This is a genomic window from Pseudomonas sp. P4_B4, from assembly GCF_056402255.1.
Genome location: NZ_JBFUHS010000021.1, coordinates 18,344 through 40,607, shown reverse-complemented (window position 1 = coordinate 40,607; position 22,264 = coordinate 18,344). Strand labels below are relative to the sequence as shown.

Below are 22,264 nucleotides of genomic sequence, written 5' to 3'. Positions count from 1 at the left end.
ATGAAAAATCTGTGGGGGGATCAGAGCGCCAATGGCTCCGTGAGCTGCACCGCTGCGTTTTCCAGCCTGAGCAGAAACGCCTTGCGCGGCTGGCCTCCAGCGTAGCCGGTCAACGAGCCGTCGGCGCCGATCACCCGGTGGCAGGGCACGACAATCGATAAGCGGTTATGCCCGTTGGCCAGGCCCACCGCCCGACTGGCACCGGGCTTGCCCAGGCTCGCCGCGATGGCGCCGTAGGTGGTGGTCCGGCCGTAGGGGATCTTCGCAAGCTCAGCCCAGACCCGACGGGAGAACTCGCTGCCGGGCATGTGCAAGGCCACGCTGAACTCAGTGAGCGTGCCGGCGAAATACGCGGACAATTGCGCTTCGATCTGCTGCAAATGCGCGTTGTGCCCCGGTGCCACGGCATAACCAAAACGGTTTTGCAGCGCTTCGACCGCAGGATTCAGCGAGGCCTGGTCGAGAAACTCCAGCAGTACCAGCCCGCGCCGTTCGGCCATGGCGATCATCGGCCCCAGCGGCGTGGTCAGGCGCGTGAACAACAGCGGCTCGCTGTTGGCCGCGCGGCCCGGGGTGATGTGGAACGACTTTTGGAAGGCATCGCGAAATCCGCTCAGGGACTCGTAGCCGGAATCGAAGGCGACGTCATCGATGGAGTCACCCTGTTTGATCCCGCCCAACGCCATGCCCAGGCGCCGGGCACGCAGCCAGGCGTGGAAGGTCATGCCGAAATGCTGCTTGAACCAGCGACGCAGTTTCAGCGGTTCGATGCCTTCGGCCAGTAGTTGGGCGTCGGTCCAGCGCTGCTCCGGGTCGGCGTCTACCGATTTGAACAGTGTCTGCACCCAGTCCGGCGCGCTGGCGGCGGTGTCCAGCGGTTTGCAGCGCAGGCAGGCGCGATAGCCCGCCGCCAGGCATTGTTCGGCGTTGGCAAAGAACTCGACATTCGCAGGCTTCGGGCTGCGGGCGGTGCAACCGGGGCGGCAGAAGATGCCTGTGGTCTTGACCGCCGTGAAGAACACCCCCTCGTAGGAAGTGTCTCGTTCGAGCATGGCGCGAACCATCTCGGCGCGGGGCGGAAGCAGCGTTTTTTGTAGGTTCATGGGCGCAGCATAGATCGCGGCACGGGCGACCTCCACCGGAGAATCGACAGTGAATTTCCGATTTTCGCAATGCTCCTACAGGATCAGGCGCGTCTGGCCATCAGCAATACCGAAGCCGCCGCCGACAACAACCCCGCGCAGCAACGGTTGAACATCCGCTTTCCCGACGGCTTGGCGAACCAGCGGCGCATGTGCAGGCCCATGTAGGCGTAAGCGCCGATGGCGATCCATTCCAACACCAGAAACAACGCACCCAACACCACGAACTGCGGCGCAATGGCGTGGGTCGAGTCGACGAATTGCGGCAGGAACGCGGTGAATATCAGGATGGCCTTGGGGTTGCCGGCCGCGACCAGGAATTCCTGCCGGGCCAGCGCCAGCGTGCCCACGGGCGCTGAGGTGACCACGTTTTCGACACCTGGATCGGCGCGCCACAATTGCCAGGCGAGGTAGAACAGGTAGGCCGCGCCGAGGATCTTGAGGGCGTAGAACAGCAGCTCAGAGGTTTGCAACACCACCGCCAGCCCCGCCGAGGCGAGGGCAATCATCCCGGCGAACGCCAGCAACCGGCCGATGCCGGCCACACACGCGGTGCGGTAGCCATAGCGGGTCGAATTGCTGACCGACAGCAGGTTGTTGGGGCCGGGTGCCATGTTGAGGGCGAAGCAGGCCGGCAGAAACAGGGTGAGGGTGGCGAGGTCCATGGTGGGCTCCTGTAGCAAGAGCGCTATTTCTATCACGGCTTACCCTTGGCCAGACCCATACAGTCATGGGCGCAAACCACCGTACACGGGGCTATCTGGCGAACTTTTTCGCCCCGGCGACGCAGAGGATCACGGCGACGGTGACACCCAGCATGCCTACGCTGACCTGTTCATGCAGCAAGGTGGCGGCCAGGGTCAGCCCGAAAAACGGCTGAAGCAGCTGCAATTGCCCAACGGCGGCGATGCCCCCTTGGGCCAGGCCGCGATACCAGAACACGAAGCCGATCAGCATGCTGAACAGCGAGACGTAAGCCAGGCTGAACCAGGCCGGCGTGCTGATGCCGGTGAACGAAGCCGGCATGCGCATCCAGCTGAGCACGGCCACGACCGGCAACGACAGCACCAGCGCCCAGCTGATTACCTGCCAGCCACCCAGCGTGCGCGACAGTTTCGCGCCTTCGGCATAACCCAGGCCGCAGGCGAGGATCGCCAGCAGCATCAGAATGTCGCCTTGGGGGGAGGCGGTCAGGCCCTGCGACAGGGCAAACCCGACCACCAGCAGGCTGCCCAGCACCGAGAAAATCCAGAACGCCGCCCGTGGCCGCTCGCCGCCGCGCAGGACGCCGAACACCGCTGTCGCCAGGGGCAACAGGCCGACGAAGACGATGGAGTGCGCGGACGTCACGTATTGCAGCGCCAGCGCGGTCAACAGGGGAAAACCGATGACCACGCCCAGGGCAACGATGATCAGCGGTATCAGTTGCTGGCGCGCCGGGCGTTTTTCCTTGAATAACCACAGCAGGCACAGCGCCAGGATCGCCGCAATGGTCGCGCGCGCGACCGTCAGGAACACCGGATCAAACTCCAGCACCGCCACCCGTGTCGCCGGCAGCGAGCCGCTGAAGATCACCACGCCGATCAGCCCGTTGATCCAGCCGCTGGTGCTGTTTTCCAGCGTCCGGTGTTGCAAGTTCGAGGTCCGTTCCATTTGGCTCACGCTCATTGTCTGATTGCACGAAACTCATCGTATGAGCGACTATCGATACAATCAAAAAATTGTCATGGATACATCTCGACATGCCTCGATCCCGCTACAAGACGCTGGTGGATGCCTTTGCCGCCGACATCCGTTCCGGGCGTTTGCCGCCCGGCACGCGCCTGCCGACTCACCGGCAACTGGCCACAGAGCATGGTTTGGCACTGGTCACCGCCAGCCGGGTGTATGCCGAGCTGGAGGGCATGGGCCTGGTCAGCGGCGAAACCGGACGCGGGACCTTTGTCAGGGAAACCTCGCTGCCGCCGGGGCAGGGCATCTCGCAGCACGTGGTGGCGGCGGGGATGATCGACCTGAACTTCAACTACCCGTCATTGCCCGGTCAGGCCGACCTGTTGCGCACTGCCTTGCGTCAACTGGCATTGTCCGGTGACCTGGAATCCCTCCTGCGCTATCAGCCCCACGCGGGACGCCTGCACGAGCGGGCCTCGGTCGCGCGCCATCTGCTTGACCGCGGGCTGAGCGTGCCGGCCGAACAGGTGTTGATCGTCAGCGGCGCCCAGCATGGCCTGGCGGTGGCGATGATGACGCTGCTCAAGCCTGGCGACGTGATCGCCGCCGATGCGTTGACCTATCCCGGTTTCAAGACCCTGGCCGAAACCCTGCATCTGGAAGTCTTGCCGATTCCGGTCACGGATACCGGGCCTGATCTGCCAGCCCTGGAAAAACTCTGTCGCAGCCGATCGGTACGGGCTGTGTACTCGATGCCGACTTTGCACAACCCTTTGGGCTGGGTGATGGACCTCGATCAGCGCGAGCAGTTGGTGGCGATTGCGCGCCGGCATGACCTGACGATCATCGAGGACGCGGCCTACGCGTTCCTGGCCGAAAACGTACCGCCACCGTTGGCAGAGCTGGCGCCGGAAAGGACGGTGTACGTGTCCGGCCTGTCGAAGAATGTCGCCACCGGGCTGCGTGTTGGCTTCATCGCCGCACCCGCGCATTGGGTCGCCGCCTTCGAGCGCACCATCATGGCGACCACCTGGAACACCCCGGGCGTGATGACCGCCATCGCCACGGCTTGGCTCGACGATGGCACCGTCAGCCAACTGGAGGCGCAAAAACGCGCGGACGCCCGGGCCCGGCAAGCCCTGGCCCGCGAGGTACTGGCAGGGCTCAGGACCATCAGTCACCCGAATTCCTACTTCATCTGGTTGCCATTGGCGGAAGACGCCCGGGCCGACCAGATCGCCATGGCGCTGATGCGCGAGCAGGTGTCGGTGTCGCCGGCCGAGCCCTTTGCGATATCGGCTCATGTGCCACACGCGATACGCCTGGCGTTGGGTTCGGTGGACATGGATTCGCTGCGGGTTGCCCTGGGCAAGGTTAAAAACGTCGTTGGTTATTACTCATAGCGCTGCAGGGCAGTTTTCTTCAATACGCGAGCGGCTCGGCTCTTTACCTTGAGGGCCTTGTTCAATTCGATGGAAGAAGGTGTGCAATGAGTCTGATGATGTCCATGGCGGCGTTTGCGCTGGTCGCTTCCATCACGCCGGGGCCGGTCAATATCGTGGCGTTGAGCTCCGGCGCACGGTTTGGTTTCCGGGCCAGCCAGCGTCACGTGGCCGGGGCAACCCTGGGGTTTGTCTTGCTGTTGGTGCTGATGGGCCTGGGCCTGCATGAGTTGTTGCAGCGCTGGCCGGCGCTGACCCAGGTGGTGCAATGGGCGGGGGTGGCCTTTCTGTTGTACATGGCCTTCAAGCTGGCGGCCGACAATGGGCAGGTGCAGGCCAGTGAATCGGCCCAGGCGCCGTCAATGCTGTATGGCGCCATCATGCAATGGCTCAACCCCAAGGCCTGGCTGGCCTGCGTGGCCGGCATGGGCGCGTTTGTCGCCGATGGCGAGGCACGCCTGGTCTGGCAGTTCGCGGCGATTTATCTGGTGATCTGTTATGTGTCGGTCGGTTGCTGGGCGTATGCCGGGACGTTTTTGCGCGGTTTTCTGAATAATTCGGCGGGTATGCGCCTGTTCAATCGCGCCATGGCGTTGCTGCTGGTGGTGAGTGCGGTGTATCTGTTGTTGCCGTAACGGCAATCACCACGGTTTTGTGGCGAGAGAGTACTTTGTGGCGAGGGGGCTTGCCCCCGTTGGGCTGCGAAGCGGCCCCCGGCATTCTTTCAGGCATACATTGCTTGCAGGATTTACGACGGCTGCGCCGCCGAACGGGGGCGAGCCCCCTCGCCACAGGGGAGAGTCAGATTCAAGAGCATCTTTGCCAGGAGGCATTGTGTTGCCTCACCCCCGATACTGCCCCGGCGTCGCCGCCAAATGCTGTTTGAACGCCCGTTGAAAATGCGCCTGATCGGCGAACCCCGCTTCCAGTGCCACGTCCGCGATCAGCTTGCCGCTGCGCAATTGATCCTGGGCGAACTGGATGCGCCGGTTCACCAGGAACGCGTGGGGCGTCATGCCGTAATACTGTTTGAAGGCGCGGATCAGGTAGGACGGTGACAGTTGCGCCGCCTCGCAAATGTCTTCGAGCCTGAGGGTTTGCGTGCAGTGGTCACGGATGTAGTCGGCCGCGCGCTCCAGCTTGAAGTTGGGTTCGCGCAGCGGCTGGTCGGCCGGGTTGAGTCGTAGCTGAACCTCGGTAAAGAATTCCACGGCCACGCTGTGTTTGCGCAGCACGTCTTGCTGTGGATCGACCAGCACCTCATACAAGGCCGCGAGGCCGGCAAACAGCTGGGCGTCCCGGGTGTGGGTCAGGGAAAAGCGGCGAAACGCCGCGTCATCGCTGAACCCGAGCTGATGCTGCAAATCGGTCAGCCACGGCGTATCGACGTACAGCATCAGGTACGACCAGGGTTGGTCTTCGATCGGGTTGCAGGCGTGGACGTCGCCGGGGTTCATCAGCACCACCGTGCCGACGCTGACCTCGAACGCCGACTGCTCATGGAGATAGGTGCTGCGCCCGGCGGTGATCGCCCCGATGGAAAAGTGCTCGTGGGCGTGCCGGGTGTAGCAGACTTCGCGCCCGTCGGCGATGGCGCGGGCTTCGATGAAGGGCAGGGCATCATCGCGCCAGAAGCGCGGGGCCTTGTCGGCGTTCTTGGCAACGGCGTGCTTCATGCTCACTCCTCGGCAGGTCAGCGCCCGAGTGTATTAGCTCTCGCCGTCAAAGGCGCGCTGCAACGTCGCAATATCGAGTTTTTTCATCTGCATCATCGCCTGCATGGCCCGTTGGGATTTTTTCGTGTCGGGGTCCTTGATCATGTCCATCATCGCGACGGGGACAATCTGCCACGACAGCCCGAACTTGTCCTTGAGCCAGCCGCATTGCTGGGCCTCGGGCACGCCACCGGCCGACAGGTTGCCCCAGTAATGGTCGACTTCTTCCTGGCTCAGGCAATTGACCTGAAACGAAACCGCTTCACTGAACGTGAACAACGGCCCGCCATTGAGGCCGGTGAAACTCTGCCCGTCGAGCTCGAAGCTGACGGTCATGACCGAACCTTCCGGCCGGCCATGGAACTCGAAACCGGCGTGGCCGTAGTAGGTGACGGCAGTGATTTTCGAGTGGTCGAAGATCGAGCAATAGAATTTCGCCGCCTCTTCGGCCTGATCGTCGAACCACAGGCAGGGCGTGAGTTTTTGTACGCGTAGCATGGTGCCAACTCCTCTGCAGGTAACGCATGTTCCGGACTTTCAGCGTAGTCAGGCTCTGCTCGTCTGGCCGTACCGTAGATCGACAAATTTGCAACGGTGTTGCTGGCTTGTAGTCACAATGACTCTGTATGGGGTCAAACGGACTATTTGTGTGGTGGGTCTTTATGACTCGTATGCGCGCAACTGCCTGGATTTAAAGAGGCAAAAACCTGGCACGGGACTTGATCAGGTAAACGTACAACTGAACGCCTTCAGGAGTACGCATAATGTTCAACTTCTTCAGCAACCCCCAGAACGTTCTTCAACTGTCAAACCGTGTGCTCGGCGCGGGCCTGGCGATGCTGCTGGCCGGCATTTACGGTGCCTATCTCTACGGCGGCCATCTGGCGATCACCGTGCTGGTGGCCATGCACGCCATGACCATTATTGGCCCGACCTTGCTGAAAATCGGCTATGTCATGCGCCTGTTGTCCCAGCATCAGCTGGGTCAGGCCCGGATCGGGGTGTTGGCTTGATGCGCAAACTGGCGGCTGCACCGGTCTTCAGCCTGGGCTTTCGACCCTTCTTTCTGGCCGGGGCCGGGTTCGCGGCCCTCGCCATCGCGATCTGGGCCTTGTGGCTGTACGGCCGCTTGCCCGGTGCGCAACCGGTGGGCGGCATGCTCGCCTGGCATCGGCACGAAATGCCTTTCGGATTTGCCACGGCCATCATTGCCGGGTTCCTGCTGACGGCGGTGCCCAACTGGACCGGTCGGCCGGGGCTCAGGGGTTGGCCGCTGATCGGCCTGGTGCTGGTGTGGCTGCTGGCACGGTTGGCCTGGTGCCTGCCGATACCGGCGCCCTTGCTGCTGGCCTTGCAGGTTCCGTTTCTGCCGTTGCTGGCGTGGGGGTTGGGGCGCGACCTGCTGGCCGCGGGCAAGCGCGAGAATTATCCGATTCTGTTGATGGTGATGCTGCTGGCCGGGTGTCAGGCGTTGACGTTGCTGGGGTTCGCCGTTGATGACGCCAATCTGCAACGCCATGGCGTGCTGGCTGCCTTGTGGCTGGTGGGCGCGCTGATGAGCGTGATCGGCGGGCGGGTGATTCCGTTCTTTATCCAGCGCGGCTTGAACCGTCCCGCAGCGCCTGCGGCCCATCCGTTGCCGGGCAAGGTGTTGCTGATCAGCGCCATGCTGGCGGCGGTGTCTTTTGCCGCCGGTTTGAATGACGTCCCACGTGTATGGCTGGCGCTGTTGTTTGCGTTGATCAGCGGTTTGCATCTGCTGCGATTGTGGCGCTGGCATGATCGTGGCCTGTGGCGCGTGCCGCTGTTGTGGTCGCTGTACCTGGCCTACGCCTGGCTCGCGGTGGCGACGTTGGCCATGGCGCTGTGGCACTTGGGCTGGATGCCGCAACAAAGCCTGGCCACCCATTCGCTGGCCGTCGGCGGTATCGGCGGGTTGGTTCTGGCGATGATCGCGCGGGTCAGCCTGGGGCATACCGGGCGCTTGTTGCAGCCGTCAAAGGCGATCGTTGCGGGGTTTGCCCTGTTGTTGCTGGCGGGTGCGTTTCGAGTGTGGCTGGTGCCGTTTTCCGGTCAGGGGTTGGCGCTGTCGGCGTTGCTGTGGTGTAGCGCTTTCGGTGTTTTTGTCTGGCGCTACACCGGCATTTTATTGGGGCCGAGGCTCTAGCGAAGACCTTCAGGGCCGCCCTTCGAGGCGGCTTTTTCATGACCGGTGGTCGATGCGCCACGGCCTGCCGGCAAATTTGCGCTTAGCTGAAGGGATAGCCCGAGGCGCGCGCAGGTTTACAAGGCCGCAGCGACGCCCCTTCAGATCACCCTGAGTCTGAGGAACCGCGCCATGCTCACCCTGAACATCAATGGCCAGGATCAGGAGCTGGATGTCCCCGCCGACATGCCGCTGCTCTGGGTCTTGCGCGATGTCGCCCACCTCACTGGCACTAAATTCGGCTGTGGCGTCGCCCAGTGCGGGGCCTGCACCGTGCACGTCGATGGCGCTCCGCTGCGCTCCTGCATCACACCGGCCACGGCCGTGGCCCAAGGGCAGAAAATTCTCACCATCGAAGGCCTGTCTGTCGACGGCTCGCACCCGGTGCAACAAGCCTGGGCAGAGATCGATGTGGTCCAGTGTGGCTACTGCCAGTCCGGGCAGATCATGTCGGCGGCGGCGTTGCTGGCGAAAATTCCGCAACCGACCGACAGCGACATCGATCAGGCGCTGTCCGGCAACATCTGCCGTTGCGGCACTTACCCGCGGATCCGCGCAGCGGTCAAACGCGCCGCCGAGCTGGGTTGAGGCCGGGTTTAAGGGAGCTTGCGCCATGAACAGCATCAACGCGTTATCGCGTCGTGGTTTTCTCAAGGGCAGTGCCGTGCTGGGCGGTGGGCTGGTGGTGGCGTTTGCCATGCCCGGTGCCCACCGTTTCGCCATGGGCGCGGAGAACCAGGGCAACGTGTTTGCACCCAACGCCTTCCTGCGCATTGGCAACGACAACAGCGTCACCGTGTTGCTCGGCCATTCGGAAATGGGCCAGGGCATCTGGACCGGCCTGACCATGCTGATTGCCGAAGAACTGGACGCCGACTGGACGAAAATCCGCGTCGAGCATTCCCCGGCTTCGGCCGCCGATTACGGCTTGCCTGGCTTTGGCGGGATGCAAATCACCGGCGGCTCGACCTCGACCTGGATGGAGTTCGACCGCTATCGCCAGGCCGGCGCAGCGGCGCGCTTGATGTTGATCGAGGCGGCGGCCAAGCGTTTCAACGTCGCGCCGTCCGAGATTCGTACAGAATCGGGGGTGGTCATTGCCGGTGAACAGCGTGCCACTTACGGCGAGTTGGCCGATGACGCCGGGCAGTTGCCACGGCCGGACCCGGCCTCGATCAAACTCAAGGACGCGAAGGACTGGTGGCTGATCGGCAAACCCACCAGGCGCCTGGACACACCGGAAAAAATCACCGGCCGGGCGAAGTTCGGCATGGACGTGCAGTTTGACGGGCTGATGACCGCGATGGTCGCCCGTTCACCCACCTTCGGCGGAAGCGTCAAATCCTTTGAAGGCGCCGAAGCGCTGGCGATTCCGGGTGTGCACAAAGTGGTGCAAGTGCCGACGGGCATCGCGGTGATTGCCGATCATTTCTGGGCGGCGAAGCTGGGGCGCGATGCGCTGAAAATCGAGTGGAACCCGGGGCCGAATGCCGGGCTCAATAGCCGGGCGCTGCTGGAAAACTTCCGCAAACTCGCTGCCACTCCCGGCATGAACGCCGGTCAGGCGGGCGATACCCAGGCTGCGCTGGCGAAAGCGGCCAAGAAAATCGACGTTGAATACAGCGTGCCTTATCTGGCCCACGCGCCGATGGAGCCGCTGAACTGCACGGTGAGCATCACTCAGGACAAGTGCGAAATCTGGACCGGCACCCAGTTCCAGACCCTGGACCAAATGGTCGCCGGGAAAATCACCGGGCTCAAACCGGAACAGGTCGAGATCCATACCGAGTTTCTCGGCGGCGGCTTCGGGCGCCGGGCCAATCCGACGTCGGATTTCGTCAGCGAAGCGGTGTATGTCGCCAAGGCCGCCGGTGCACCGGTGAAAACCGTGTGGGCGCGGGAAGACGACATCCGTGGCGGCTATTACCGCTCGGCGTTCCTGCACCATGCGCATATCGGGCTGGGCGCCGACGGTATGCCGCTGGCCTGGAAGCATGTGATGGTCGGGCAGTCGATCATGGCCGGGACCTCGCTCGAAGCGAGCATGGTCAAGGACGGGATCGACAAGACCTCCGTCGAAGGCGTAGCCGACAGCCCTTACTTCGAAGGACTGGCCAATCACCAGATCGAACTGCACTCACCGAAAACCGGCATCAGCGTGTTGTGGCTGCGTTCGGTGGGACACACCCACACCGCGTTTGTCATGGAGTCGCTGATCGATGAGCTGGCCACGGCGGCCGGCAAGGATCCGGTGGAGTATCGGCGTACCTTGCTCAAGGACCATCCGCGCCACCTCGGTGTGCTGAACCTCGCGGTGGAGAAGGCCAACTGGACGGCGCCGCTGGCGGACGGCCATGCGCTGGGTGTGGCGGTGCATGAGTCGTTCGGCAGCTACGTGGCCCAGGTGGCCGAGGTGTCACAGGATAACCTCGCCATCCGCGTGCACCGGGTGGTGTGTGCGGTGGACTGCGGTATTGCGGTCAACCCGCAGAGCATCGCCGCGCAGATGGAATCGTGCATTACCTTTGGCCTGAGCTTTGCCTTGCGCAGCAAGCTGACGATCAAGGACGGGCAGGTGGTGCAGTCCAACTACCACGACTATCAGGTGCTGCGGCTCAACGAAATGCCGGTGGTCGAAGTGCATATCGTGCCCAGCAGCGACAAACCCGGTGGTATCGGCGAGGCCGGTGTGCCACCCATGGCACCGGCGGTGGCCAACGCGGTGTTTGCCTTGACCGGGCAGCGCCTGCGGGAGCTGCCCTTGCAGCTGTCGGGGGTGTGAGATGAAACGACATCACTGGTTGCTTGGTGCGGTGATCCTGGTCCTTCTCGTCGCCTACGCATCCCACGTGCTCGCCGATGACCACGATGCCTTGCAGGCGTTCGACACCGTGCAGAAGGTCTTCCAGAGCCCCCGTTGCCAGAACTGCCACATTCCCGGGGATTCGCCGCTGCAATTCGATGCTGGCGTGCCCCACGCCATGAATGTCGTGCGGGGCATGGACGGCAAGGGCTCGGCCGGGTTGCCCTGTGCAACCTGCCATGGCCAAAGCAATTCGCCGGCCAGTTACGGTCCGCACGCGCCACCCGGGGCGCCGCACTGGAGCCTGCCGCCAGCAGCGCAGCGGATGGCCTGGATTGGCCTGCCAGCCGATCGGCTGTGCGCGATGATCAAGGATCGCTCCAGCAACGGCGATCGGGATTTTGCCGCGCTGATCAAGCACGTCAGCGACGACAAGCTGGTGCTGTGGGGCTGGAACCCCGGCGGCAATCGCGCGCCGGTACCGGTGCCCCACGATATCTTCGTCACCCGGTTCAAACGCTGGGCCGATGCAGGAGGGCCGTGCCCGGTGGCAGGTAGCTGACCAACGGCACGCTAACAGGGAGTCAATGTGGGTACGGGCGACTCTAACGTGCATACCTGCCAAAGGAGTGAACGATGTTGATCTCAGGCAAAACGGGCCGATCCGCAAACCCGTTGCTCACGCCACAGCAAGAACGTGAACGGCTGCGCGATCTGGCTCGCCGGGCCGAGCAAGAGCTGGCAGGCGTGCAGATGGCGAGCATGGACGAGCTGACGCTGCTGTCCAATCGCCATGGTTTCACCGCGCTGGCCCGGCTCGGGCTGGACGCCTGCCGGGAACTGGGGACGCCGGCGACGCTGCTGTACTTCACCCTCGATGAATTCAAGCGCATGAGCTATCTGTATGGCCGGGCCAAAGGTGACGATGCGCTGAAGACGTTCGCCGATGTCCTGCGTATCGGCTTTCGTGAAAGCGATGTGGTCGGCCGACTTGAAGGCGACCGGTTCGTGGCGCTGTTGACCGGTTCCAGCGTCGTGGAGATTGCGGCGATCAAGGTACGGCTCAATGAGATTCTCGATGAACGCAACGCTACGGCGCATCGCAGTTATGACATTCGGTTCAGCGTTACCCAGGTCGAATATGACCCCACTGCTCATGACTCAATCGAGGAACTGCTGGGTGAGGCCGAGCGTTTGATGAGCCGTTAGGGCGGTGTTGTGTTGGCGGGCCTCATCGTCGGATCGCCGCCCGGAGCAGGCTCGCTCCCACAGGTTTTGTGAACGCCACAAATCCACTGTGGGAGCGAGCCTGCTCGCGAAGGCGTCCTGACAGACAACTATTTGGCAAACAACTGCCCAATGTCCTTGAACGCCTTGAACTCCAGCGCATTACCGCAAGGATCAAACAGAAACATCGTCGCCTGTTCACCCACCAGCCCCTGAAAACGAATCCCCGGTTCGATCACGAAGCGAGTCCCCAGTGACTTCAACCGTTCGGCCAGCGCCTCCCACTCGGCCATCCCGAGCACCACGCCAAAATGCGGCACCGGCACATCGTGACCATCCACGGCATTGGTGTGCGCGGCTTCTTGCGCAGGGCTTTTCGGTGCCAGGTGAATCACCAGTTGATGGCCGAAGAAATTGAAATCGACCCAATGCTCGCTGGAACGACCTTCTTCCAGACCAAACACTGAACCATAGAAATGTCGGGCGGCCGGTAAGTCGTAGACCGGGATGGCCAGGTGAAAAGGGGACAATTGCATCAGGCGAACCTCGTTGGTGGGTGGGAATGTGTCGAGTTTAGCCCTGTGCTTTTTGATTGAAAGACGATAATTTTTGCGTCGAGCTCAAATAATTTCGATCAATCGAGGCCGCCATGCTGCGAGAACTGAAAACCTTTATCGCAGTGGCGCGTTACGGCACGTTCGCCGCGGCCGGCATGCACATTGGCCTGACGCAATCGGCGGTCAGTGCGCAGATTCGCAATCTGGAACAGGCCCTTGGCATCCGTCTGTTCGACCGCACCGGCCGCCAGGCGCTGCTCAATGCGGCGGGGCAGCGGGCGTTGCCGATGGCCAGGGAAATGCTCGAAACCTTCAGCCGCATGGCTGTCAGTGACGATGTCAGCGAGTACCGTGGCGAACTGAAAATCGGCGCGGTGGCCACCGCCCAGACCGGGCTGCTGCCCCAGGCATTGTTGAAATTGCGCCAGCAGGCGCCCTTGCTGGAACCCAAGCTGGTGCCCGGTGTGTCACTGAACTTGCTGAGCCAGGTGGACACGGGAGAAGTGGACCTGGCGATCCTGATCAAGCCGCCGTTTGAGCTGCCCAAGGAGTTGTCCGCGCAGGTGATTCGCCGGGAGCCGTTCGTGCTGATCGTACCGGCGGACTTGGACGGCGATGATCCGTTACAACTGCTCGCCGAGCACCCTCATGTGCGCTACGACCGCAATTCGTTCGGCGGGCGACTGGTGACGCGGTTTCTGCGCGAGCGGCAGATCGAGGTGCACGTGGCGCTGGAGTTGGATGAACTGGAGGCGATTGTGAAAATGGTCGAGTGCGGCTTGGGGGTTTCCCTGTTGCCGGAGGCCGGGTTGTGGCTTGAGCATGGGGCCAGGGTGCGAGTCATCCCCTTGGGCGAGTTGACGTTCTATCGGGAGATTGTGTTGTTGCAGCGGTACAGCCAGCGAATGCAGCCAATTCAGCAGTTGTTTGCGCAATGCCTGACACAACACTAACCCTGTGGGAGCGGGCTTGCTCGCGAAAGCGGTGTGTCAGTCAACATCAATGCTGAATCTGAAGCCGTCTTCGCGAGCAAGCCCGCTCCCACAGGGGATTGTGTTTGTCCGTGAAATCGCAGGCATAAAAAACCCGCCAAAAGAGGCGGGTTTTTTAGGCTGACCGAAGATTACTCTTCGAGGCTGCCCATGGCTGTGGTGTTGAAACCACCGTCCACGTACATGATTTCACCGCTGATGCCGGACGCCAGGTCCGAGCACAGGAAGGCGCCGGCGTTGCCGACTTCTTCGATGGTGACGTTGCGGCGCAGCGGGGTTTGCGCCTCGTTGGCGGCCAGCATCTTGCGGAAGTTCTTGATACCGGAAGCGGCGAGGGTGCGGATCGGGCCAGCCGATACACAGTTGACGCGAGTACCGTCCGGGCCCAGGGAGCCGGCCAGGTAACGTACGCCAGCTTCCAGGGAAGCCTTGGCCATGCCCATTACGTTGTAGTTCGGCATGGTGCGCTCGGCGCCCAGGTACGACAGGGTCAGCAGGCTGCCGTTGCGGCCTTTCATCATTTCGCGGCCAGCCTTGGCCAGGGCCACGAAGCTGTAGGCGCTGATGTCGTGCGAGATGCGGAAACCTTCACGGGTGGTGGCTTCAGTGAAGTCGCCGTCCAGTTGGTCGCCCGGGGCGAAGCCTACGGAGTGCACGATGCAGTCCAGGCCGTCCCACTTCTTGCTCAGCTCTTCGAAGACCTTGGCGATTTCTTCATCGCTGGCCACGTCGCACGGGAAGCACAGCTCAGGGCTCGAACCCCAGCCTTGTGCGAACTCTTCGACACGACCCTTGAGTTTGTCGTTCTGATAAGTGAAGGCAAGCTCAGCGCCCTCGCGATGCATGGCGGCAGCGATGCCGGATGCGATGGACAGCTTGCTGGCGACACCGACGATCAGTACGCGCTTACCGGCGAGAAAACCCATGTGTTGCTCCTCTTTCAGGTTATTGCGCAGTGGCCGGAGCCAAAAAAGCGGCTTCCAGCAACTGCTGTGTATACGGATGTTGGGGGGCGGCAAAAATACTTTGCGCGTCTCCCTGTTCGACCACTTGGCCATGCTTGACCACCATCAACTGGTGGCTCAGCGCTTTCACCACAGCCAGGTCATGGCTGATAAACAGATACGTCAGGTTGTACTTGGTTTGCAGTGAACGTAAAAGCTCCACTACCTGGCGTTGTACCGTGCGGTCGAGGGCCGAAGTCGGCTCGTCCAGCAAAATCAACGCCGGTTTTAACACCAATGCCCGGGCAATGGCGATTCTCTGCCGTTGCCCGCCGGAAAATTCGTGGGGGTAGCGGTGCCGGGTTTCCGGATCCAGGCCTACCTCCTTGAGTGCTGCAATGATCGCTTGTTCCTGTTCCGCCGCGGTGCCCATCTTGTGGATCCGCAGGCCTTCGCCAACGATGTCATTCACGCACATCCGTGGGCTCAGGCTGCCGAACGGGTCCTGAAACACTACTTGCATCTCCCGCCGCAGCGGCCGGACCTGTTGCTGCGTCAGGCAGTCTAGCTGCTGGCCCTCAAAACGGATGGCGCCTTTGCTGGCGATCAACCGCAAAATCGCCAGACCCAGTGTCGATTTGCCGGAACCGCTTTCGCCCACGATCCCCAGGGTCTGGCCCTGGGGCAGGCTGAAGTTGATGCCGTCGACCGCCTTGACGTAATCCACCGTGCGCTTGAGCAGGCCTTTCTTGATCGGAAACCAGACTTTCAGGTCCTCGACCGCCAGCAAGGGCGGGCCGATCACGTTGCTTGCAGGCTTGCCGCCGGGCTCCGCTGCCAGCAGTTCCCGAGTGTACGGATGCTGCGGCGCGCGGAACAATTCTTCGCACGATGCCTGTTCGACGATACAACCTTGCTGCATGACACATACGCGATGCGCAATTCTTCGCACAAGGTTCAAATCGTGGCTGATCAGCAGCAGCGCCATGCCCAGGCGGGCCTGCAGTTCCTTGAGCAATTCGAGGATTTTCAGCTGAACGGTCACGTCCAGCGCGGTGGTTGGCTCGTCGGCAATCAGCAGTTCCGGCTCGTTGGCCAGGGCCATGGCGATCATCACCCGCTGGCGCTGGCCGCCGGACAATTCGTGGGGCAGGGCCTTGAGGCGCTTGTGCGGCTCGGGGATGCCGACCATCTCCAGCAGTTCCAGCGTGCGTTTGGTCGCGACCTTGCCGGTCAGGCCCTTGTGGATGCCCAGCACTTCGTTGATCTGCTTCTCGATCGAGTGCAGCGGATTGAGCGAGGTCATCGGCTCCTGGAAGATCATCGCAATGCGGTTGCCGCGAATGTGGCGAATGGTTTTTTCTTTCAGGTCCAGCAGGTTCTGCCCGGAATACAAGATAGTGCCGGACGGATGCCGCGCGAGCGGGTAGGGCAGCAGGCGCAGGATCGAATGCGCTGTTACCGATTTACCGGAACCGCTCTCGCCGACCAAAGCCAGGGTTTCACCGCGCTTGATGTCGAAGCTGACACCTTCGACCGCCAGCTGGCAGCGATTGCCGACGACAAAATCGACGGACAGGTCGCGCACTTCGATCAGATTGTTCTGATTCATTTCACTTCCTCGGGTCGAAGGCATCGCGAGCGGACTCGCCGATGAACACCAGCAAACTCAACATCAAGGCCAGCACGGCAAAGGCGCTGATGCCCAGCCACGGCGCTTGCAGGTTGGATTTGCCCTGGGCCACCAGTTCACCCAGGGATGGGCTGCCCGCCGGCAGGCCGAAACCGAGGAAGTCCAGGGCGGTCAATGTGCCGATGGCGCCGGTGAGGATGAACGGCATGAAGGTCATGGTCGAGACCATCGCGTTGGGCAGGATATGGCGGAACATGATCGCACCGTTCTGCATGCCCAGGGCGCGGGCGGCGCGCACGTATTCCAGGTTGCGCCCGCGCAGGAATTCGGCGCGCACCACGTCCACCAGGCTCATCCACGAGAACAGCAGCATGATCCCCAATAACCACCAGAAGTTGGGCTGCACGAAACTGGCAAGGATGATCAGCAGGTACAGCACCGGCAGTCCGGACCAGATCTCCAGAAACCGCTGCCCGGCCAGGTCCACCCAGCCGCCGTAGAAACCCTGCAAGGCCCCGGCGATCACGCCGATGATCGAGCTGAGCACGGTCAGGGTCAGGGCGAACAGCACCGAAATGCGGAAACCGTAGATCACCCGAGCCAACACGTCGCGGCCCTGATCGTCGGTGCCCAGCAGGTTATCCGTCGATGGCGGGGCCGGGGCCGGGACTTTCAGGTCGTAGTTGATGCTCTGGTAGCTGTAGGGAATCGGCGCCCACAGCACCCAGGCGTCCTTGGCCTTGAGCAGTTCGCGGATGTACGGGCTCTTGTAGTTGGCCTCCAGCGGAAATTCGCCGCCGAAGGTGGTTTCCGGGTAGCGCTTGAGCGCCGGGAAGTACCAGTTGTTGTCGTAGTGCACCACCAGCGGCTTGTCGTTGGCGATCAACTCGGCGCCCAGGCTGGCGCCGAACATGATCAGAAACAGCCACAGCGACCACCAGCCACGCTTGTTGGCCTTGAACAGTTCGTAGCGTCGGCGATTGAGAGGGGACAGGTTCATCTCAATGCTCCCGGCTTTCGAAGTCGATGCGCGGATCGACAAAGGTATAGGTGAGGTCGCCGATCAGTTTCACCACCAGCCCGAGCAGGGTGAAGATGAACAGCGTGCCGAACACCACCGGGTAATCGCGGTTGATCGCTGCCTCGAAACTCATCAGGCCGAGGCCGTCGAGGGAGAAGATCACCTCCACCAGCAACGAGCCGGTGAAGAAGATGCCAATGAGGGCCGAGGGGAAACCGGCGATCACCAGCAGCATGGCGTTGCGGAACACGTGGCCGTACAGCACACGGTGGTTGGTCAGGCCTTTGGCCCTGGCGGTTATCACGTACTGCTTGTTGATCTCATCGAGGAAGCTGTTTTTGGTGAGCAGGGTCATGGTTGCGAAGTTGCCGATCACCAGCGCGGTCACCGGCAGCGCCAGGTGCCAGAAGTAGTCGAGGATCTTGCCGCCCATGCTCAGTTCATCGAAGTTGTTCGAGGTCAGCCCGCGCAACGGGAACCAGTCCAGGTAACTGCCGCCGGCGAACACCACGATCAACAGGATGGCGAACAGGAACGCCGGGATCGCGTAGCCGACGATGATCGCCGAACTGGTCCAGACGTCGAAGTGGCTGCCGTGCCGCGTGGCCTTGGCGATCCCCAGCGGGATCGACACCAGGTACATGATCAGCGTGCTCCACAGCCCGAGGGAGATCGACACCGGCATCTTTTCCTTGATCAGGTCGATGACCTTGGCGTCACGGAAGAAGCTGTCGCCGAAATCCAGGGACGCATAGTTCTTGACCATGATCCACAAGCGTTCCGGCGCCGATTTATCGAAGCCGTACATGTGCTCGATTTCCTTGATCAGCGCCGGGTCCAGGCCCTGGGCGCCGCGATAGGCCGAGCCTGCCACCGAGACTTCGGCACCGCCGCCGGCGATGCGGCTGGTGGCGCCTTCGAAGCCTTCGAGCTTGGCGATCATCTGTTCCACCGGCCCGCCCGGGGCGGCCTGGATGATCACGAAGTTGACCAGCAAGATGCCGAACAGGGTCGGAATGATCAGCAACAGTCGCCGAAAAATGTACGCCAGCATCTGATTACTCCGTGCCCGCAGGATCGGCCTGCAGTGTGGTTTCGACTTCTATCGCCGGCTTGATGTCGGGCTTGACCCACCAGGTGGCCGTGCCGATGTCGTATTTAGGCGAGACTTTGGGATGGCCGATGTGGTTCCAGTACGCCACGCGCCAGGTCTTGATGTGCCAGTTGGGTATTACGTAATAGCCCCATTGCAGCACCCGGTCCAGCGCACGGGCGTGGGCCACCAGGCTGGTGCGCGAATCGGCGTTGATCAGTTGCTCGACCAGTTGATCGACCACCGGATCCTTCAGGCCCATGGAATTGCGGCTGCCGGGTTTGTCGGCGGCGGCCGACATCCAGAATTCCCGTTGTTCGTTACCCGGCGAATTGGATTGCGGGAAGCTGCCGACAATCATGTCGAAGTCCCGGGAACGCACGCGGTTGATGTATTGCGAGACGTCGACCCGGCGGATCACCAGATCAATGCCCAGGTCACTCAGGTTGCGCTTGAACGGCAGCAGCACCCGTTCGAATTCGGTCTGGGCCAACAGGAATTCGATGACCACCGGTTTGCCGGTGGCATCGACCATTTTGTCATCGACGATGCGCCAGCCGGCCTCTTGCAGCAGTTGATAGGCTTGCCTTTGCTGGGTGCGGATCATGCCGCTGCCGTCAGTGGTCGGGTTCTGGAAGGCTTCGCTGAACACCTGCGGTGGCAGCTTGCCGCGGAACGGTTGGAGGATCGCCACCTGATCAGTGTCAGGCAGCCCGGTGGCGGCCATTTCCGAGTTTTCGAAGTAACTGCGGGTACGCGCATAGGCACCGTTGAACAGTTGCTTGTTGGTCCATTCGAAATCCAGCAGTAGCGACAATGCCTGACGCACGCGGACATCCTGGAACACCGGGCGGCGCAAGTTGAACACGAACCCCTGCATGCCGGTCGGATTGCCGTTGGGAATCTGTTCCTTGACCAGTCGACCTTCGGTGACTGCCGGAGTGTTGTAGGCATTGGCCCAGTTTTTCGCGGTCATTTCCAGCCAGTAGTCGAACTGTCCGGCCTTGAGCGCTTCCAGAGCCACGGTGTTGTCGCGGTAGTAATCGGTGGTCATTACGTCGAAGTTGTAGAAACCCCGATTGACCGGCAGGTCCTTGCCCCAGTAGTCCTTGACCCGCTCGTAACGCACCGAGCGTCCGGCCTTCACTTCGCTGACTTTGTACGGGCCGCTGCCCAGCGGAATTTCCAGGTTGCCCTTGTTGAAGTCGCGGTCGGCCCACCAATGCTTGGGCAGCACCGGCAACTGGCCGAGGATCAGCGGCAGCTCGCGGTTGTTGGTGTGCTTGAACTTGAACAGCACGGTCAGCGGGTCTTCGGCGATCACTTCAGCCACGTCACTGTAGTAGCCGCGGTACATCGGCGCGCCATCCTTGGTCAGCATCTGGAAGCTGAACACCACGTCTTCGGCGCGAATCGGATGGCCGTCATGGAAGCGTGCTTCGGGGCGCAGGTAGAAGCGCACCCAGGCGTTGTCCGGAGCTTTCTCGATCAGCCGGGCAATCAAGCCGTACTCGGTGAACGGCTCGTCCAGGCCTTGCTTGGCCAGGGTGTCGTAGATCATGCCAATATCGTCCGCCGGCACGCCTTTGCTGATGAACGGGTTGAGGCTGTCGAAGCCGCCGAAACCGGCCTGACGGAAAATCCCGCCCTTGGGCGCGTCGGGATTGACGTAATCGAAGTGTTTGAAATCGGCCGGGTATTTCGGCGGCTCGTTGTACAGGGTCACGGCATGTTGCGGGGCGGCGCAGGCCAGCCCGGCGAATAGCAGACCGCTGGCCTGCAGGAGCAGGGCACGGATGGGTTTCATTGATCTTTCTCCGAAGATTTCAGCCACCACGCGTTCAGGCCCAGGGTGTAAGGCGGCGTGGTGACGAAGGCGAGCCGGTTGCGGTACGCCAGACGGTGATAATTGAGGTACCAGTTGGGAACGATGTAGTGCTGCCACAGCAGCACGCGGTCGAGGGCCTTGCCGGCGGCGATTTGTTCATCGCGGGTCTGGGCGGCCAGCAACTGTTCGAGCAAGTGGTCGACCACCGGGTTGGCAATGCCGGCGAAGTTCTTGCTGCCCTTGACCCCGGCCTGGCTGGAGTGAAAGTACTGCCATTGTTCCAGGCCGGGGCTGAGCGTCTGGTTGAGGGTCATCAGAATCATGTCGAAATCGAACTGGTCGAGGCGCTGCTTGTATTGCGCGCGATCGACCGTGCGCAGCCGCGCATCGATGCCGATGCTGGCGAGGTTCTCGACGTAAGGCTGGAGGATGCGTTCCAGGTTCGGGTTGACCAGCAGCAGTTCCAGGCGCAAAAGCTGCCCGGCGGCGTTTTGCAGACGCTGGCCATTGAGCTTCCAGCCGGCGTCGGCGAGCAGGCCGAGGGCTTTGCGCAGAGTCTCCCGGGGGATGCCACTGCCGTCGGTCTGCGGCAGGCTGAACGGCTCGGTAAAGAGCCTGGCCGGCAGTTGCTCGCGATAGGGCTTGAGCAACAGCCATTCATGCCCGACCGGCAACCCGCTGGCCGAGAACTCGCTGTTGGGGTAGTAGCTCATGGCGCGTTGGTAGGCGCCGCTGAACAGCGTGCGGTTGGTCCATTCAAAGTTGAACATCAGCCCCAGTGCTTCACGGACCTTGGCGTCCGAGAAAGCCGGACGGCGGCTGTTCATGAACAGGCCCTGGGTCTGGGTCGGGATCTGGTGGGGAATCTGCGCCTTGATCACCTCACCGCGGCGTATGGCCGGGAAGTTGTAGCCGGTGTCCCAGTTCTTCGCCTGATGCTCGATATAGATATCGAATTCACCGGCCTTGAACGCCTCGAACGCTACGTCGCTGTCGCGGTAGAACTCGACCTCCATGCGGTCGAAGTTGTACTTGCCGCGATTGACCGGCAGGTCTTTGCCCCAGTAGTCCTTGACCCGTTCGAAGACGATCTGTCGTCCCGGCGTGACCGAGGTGATGCGATACGGCCCGCTGCCCAGCGGCGGCTCGAAAGTGGTGGCCTTGAAGTCGCGGCCTTTCCAGTAGTGCTGCGCCAGCACCGGCATTTCGCCCAGGCGCAGGATCAGCAGCGGATTGCCGGCGCGCTTGAACACGAAGCGGATGCGCTGCGGGTTGAGGATGTCGACCCGCGACACTTCCTGAAGGCTGGTGCGGTACAGCGGATGGCCTTCCTTGAGCAACACGCGATAGGAGAACGCGACGTCGTAGGCGGTGATCGGTGTGCCGTCATGGAAGCGTGCTTCGGGACGCAGGTTGAACACCACCCAGCTGCGGTTCTCGCTGTATTCCACCGACTGGGCGATCAGGCCATAGCTGGACGCGGGCTCGTCACCCGAAGGCGCGTACTGCCCGGTACCGACCATCAGCGGCTCGTTGAGCTCGTTGATACCGTATTGCAGGAAGTTCGGCGTGGTGACCGGGCTGGTGCCCTTGAAGGTGTAGGGGTTGAGCGTATCGAAGGTGCCAAACGCCATGACCCGCAACGTACCGCCCTTGGGCGCTTGCGGGTTGACCCAGTCGAAGTGGGTAAATCGGGCCGGGTACTTGAGCGTGCCGAACTGCGCATAACCATGGCTTTCGCTGATCGTCGCGCTTGCGGTGGAGCTCAAGGCCAGGCTGATCAGGAGCAGGGGCAGGGGACGCTTCAAATAGGGGATCCGATCCAGGCGGCTTGGGCTTTGTGGACCGTACAGTAACAGCTTGTATGGACAGGAAAAAGACGGGGGGTTAAAGCGCAATATCGGCCGGGCCACAATCCTGTAGGAGCGAGCTTGCTCGCGAAGGCGGCCTGACAGACGAAATGGATGTTGATTGTGCCGGCGCCTTCGCC

21 protein-coding genes are annotated in these 22,264 nt (G+C 62.0%); 9 read left to right on the top strand and 12 right to left on the bottom strand.

All coding sequences use genetic code 11. The annotated features are described in order from the left end of the window. Positions 1-20 precede the first annotated feature (20 nt). The 3 genes from AC1DVE_RS20735 to AC1DVE_RS20725 form a co-directional block, all read right to left on the bottom strand. Positions 21-1,103 (bottom strand): bifunctional transcriptional activator/DNA repair enzyme AdaA, encoded by a 1,083-nt coding sequence (locus tag AC1DVE_RS20735; RefSeq protein WP_223458107.1) that lies wholly within the window; start codon positions 1,101-1,103, stop codon positions 21-23. A gap of 83 nt (positions 1,104-1,186) precedes the next feature. Continuing rightward, positions 1,187-1,807: a LysE family translocator gene (locus AC1DVE_RS20730; protein ID WP_223458105.1), complete on the bottom strand. Its 621-nt coding sequence runs from the start codon at positions 1,805-1,807 to the stop codon at positions 1,187-1,189. 91 nt (positions 1,808-1,898) lie between these two features. Then, a complete protein-coding gene (locus AC1DVE_RS20725) occupies positions 1,899-2,795 on the bottom strand; it encodes a DMT family transporter (RefSeq protein ID WP_223458103.1) in 897 nt (298 codons plus the stop codon). 89 nt (positions 2,796-2,884) lie between these two features. Between AC1DVE_RS20725 and AC1DVE_RS20720 the strand changes: the two genes are divergently transcribed. Both AC1DVE_RS20720 and AC1DVE_RS20715 read left to right on the top strand, forming a co-directional pair. After that, positions 2,885-4,216 carry an aminotransferase-like domain-containing protein gene (locus AC1DVE_RS20720; protein ID WP_223458100.1) on the top strand — a complete coding sequence of 444 codons (1,332 nt, stop codon included), beginning with the start codon at positions 2,885-2,887 and terminating at the stop codon, positions 4,214-4,216. Between the two features lie 86 nt (positions 4,217-4,302). After that, positions 4,303-4,890 carry a LysE family translocator gene (locus AC1DVE_RS20715; RefSeq protein WP_223458098.1) on the top strand — a complete coding sequence of 196 codons (588 nt, stop codon included), beginning with the start codon at positions 4,303-4,305 and terminating at the stop codon, positions 4,888-4,890. A gap of 207 nt (positions 4,891-5,097) precedes the next feature. On the opposite strand, the gene AC1DVE_RS20710 is transcribed toward AC1DVE_RS20715, so the two are convergent. Together AC1DVE_RS20710 and AC1DVE_RS20705 are read right to left on the bottom strand one after the other, a co-directional pair. Then, positions 5,098-5,931: an AraC family transcriptional regulator gene (locus AC1DVE_RS20710; protein WP_223458096.1), complete on the bottom strand. Its 834-nt coding sequence runs from the start codon at positions 5,929-5,931 to the stop codon at positions 5,098-5,100. A 33-nt stretch (positions 5,932-5,964) separates the two neighbouring features. After that, positions 5,965-6,468: a VOC family protein gene (locus tag AC1DVE_RS20705; RefSeq protein ID WP_223458094.1), complete on the bottom strand. Its 504-nt coding sequence runs from the start codon at positions 6,466-6,468 to the stop codon at positions 5,965-5,967. A gap of 266 nt (positions 6,469-6,734) precedes the next feature. Here AC1DVE_RS20705 and AC1DVE_RS20700 point away from each other — a divergent pair, with 266 nt between their 5' ends. The 6 genes from AC1DVE_RS20700 to AC1DVE_RS20675 all read left to right on the top strand — a co-directional run bounded on the left by AC1DVE_RS20700 (position 6,735) and on the right by AC1DVE_RS20675 (position 12,188). Then, on the top strand, positions 6,735-6,983 hold the full coding sequence (locus AC1DVE_RS20700) for a transmembrane sensor/regulator PpyR (RefSeq protein ID WP_223533574.1): 249 nt from the start codon (positions 6,735-6,737) through the stop codon (positions 6,981-6,983). Next, positions 6,983-8,137, top strand: a complete 1,155-nt coding sequence (locus AC1DVE_RS20695) for an NnrS family protein (protein ID WP_223458090.1) — start codon at positions 6,983-6,985, stop codon at positions 8,135-8,137. The genes AC1DVE_RS20700 and AC1DVE_RS20695 overlap by 1 nt, the downstream gene beginning before the upstream one ends. A gap of 171 nt (positions 8,138-8,308) precedes the next feature. Next, positions 8,309-8,764: a (2Fe-2S)-binding protein gene (locus AC1DVE_RS20690; protein WP_223458088.1), complete on the top strand. Its 456-nt coding sequence runs from the start codon at positions 8,309-8,311 to the stop codon at positions 8,762-8,764. 25 nt (positions 8,765-8,789) lie between these two features. Further along, positions 8,790-10,958 (top strand): xanthine dehydrogenase family protein molybdopterin-binding subunit, encoded by a 2,169-nt coding sequence (locus AC1DVE_RS20685; RefSeq protein ID WP_477784152.1) that lies wholly within the window; start codon positions 8,790-8,792, stop codon positions 10,956-10,958. Between the two features lies 1 nt (position 10,959). Further along, the gene (locus tag AC1DVE_RS20680) at positions 10,960-11,541 is read left to right on the top strand and encodes a hypothetical protein (RefSeq protein WP_223458084.1); all 582 of its coding nucleotides are present in this window, start codon (positions 10,960-10,962) and stop codon (positions 11,539-11,541) included. A gap of 74 nt (positions 11,542-11,615) precedes the next feature. After that, the gene (locus AC1DVE_RS20675; RefSeq protein WP_223458082.1) at positions 11,616-12,188 is read left to right on the top strand and encodes a GGDEF domain-containing protein; all 573 of its coding nucleotides are present in this window, start codon (positions 11,616-11,618) and stop codon (positions 12,186-12,188) included. Positions 12,189-12,316: 128 nt separating this feature from the next. Here AC1DVE_RS20675 and AC1DVE_RS20670 read toward each other — a convergent pair whose 3' ends face one another. Continuing rightward, on the bottom strand, positions 12,317-12,742 hold the full coding sequence (locus AC1DVE_RS20670) for a VOC family protein (RefSeq protein ID WP_223459466.1): 426 nt from the start codon (positions 12,740-12,742) through the stop codon (positions 12,317-12,319). 113 nt (positions 12,743-12,855) lie between these two features. Between AC1DVE_RS20670 and AC1DVE_RS20665 the strand changes: the two genes are divergently transcribed. Further along, positions 12,856-13,716 (top strand): LysR family transcriptional regulator, encoded by an 861-nt coding sequence (locus AC1DVE_RS20665; RefSeq protein ID WP_223459468.1) that lies wholly within the window; start codon positions 12,856-12,858, stop codon positions 13,714-13,716. A 170-nt stretch (positions 13,717-13,886) separates the two neighbouring features. Here AC1DVE_RS20665 and fabI read toward each other — a convergent pair whose 3' ends face one another. Genes fabI through AC1DVE_RS20635 form a run of 6 tightly spaced genes read right to left on the bottom strand, consistent with a single transcriptional unit; the run spans position 13,887 to position 22,070 of the window. After that, complete coding sequence (gene fabI / locus AC1DVE_RS20660) at positions 13,887-14,681, bottom strand: enoyl-ACP reductase FabI (protein ID WP_057398455.1); 795 nt, start codon at positions 14,679-14,681, stop codon at positions 13,887-13,889. A 19-nt stretch (positions 14,682-14,700) separates the two neighbouring features. Next, the gene (locus AC1DVE_RS20655) at positions 14,701-16,311 is read right to left on the bottom strand and encodes an ABC transporter ATP-binding protein (RefSeq protein ID WP_223459470.1); all 1,611 of its coding nucleotides are present in this window, start codon (positions 16,309-16,311) and stop codon (positions 14,701-14,703) included. Position 16,312: 1 nt separating this feature from the next. Next, the gene (locus tag AC1DVE_RS20650; RefSeq protein WP_223459471.1) at positions 16,313-17,332 is read right to left on the bottom strand and encodes an ABC transporter permease; all 1,020 of its coding nucleotides are present in this window, start codon (positions 17,330-17,332) and stop codon (positions 16,313-16,315) included. A gap of 1 nt (position 17,333) precedes the next feature. Beyond that, a complete protein-coding gene (locus AC1DVE_RS20645; protein WP_223459473.1) occupies positions 17,334-18,407 on the bottom strand; it encodes a microcin C ABC transporter permease YejB in 1,074 nt (357 codons plus the stop codon). A 4-nt stretch (positions 18,408-18,411) separates the two neighbouring features. Then, positions 18,412-20,253 (bottom strand): extracellular solute-binding protein, encoded by a 1,842-nt coding sequence (locus AC1DVE_RS20640; protein ID WP_223459475.1) that lies wholly within the window; start codon positions 20,251-20,253, stop codon positions 18,412-18,414. Next, the gene (locus AC1DVE_RS20635) at positions 20,250-22,070 is read right to left on the bottom strand and encodes an extracellular solute-binding protein (protein WP_477784167.1); all 1,821 of its coding nucleotides are present in this window, start codon (positions 22,068-22,070) and stop codon (positions 20,250-20,252) included. Before AC1DVE_RS20635 ends, AC1DVE_RS20640 begins: the two co-directional genes overlap by 4 nt. Between the last annotated feature and the right edge of the window lie 194 nt (positions 22,071-22,264).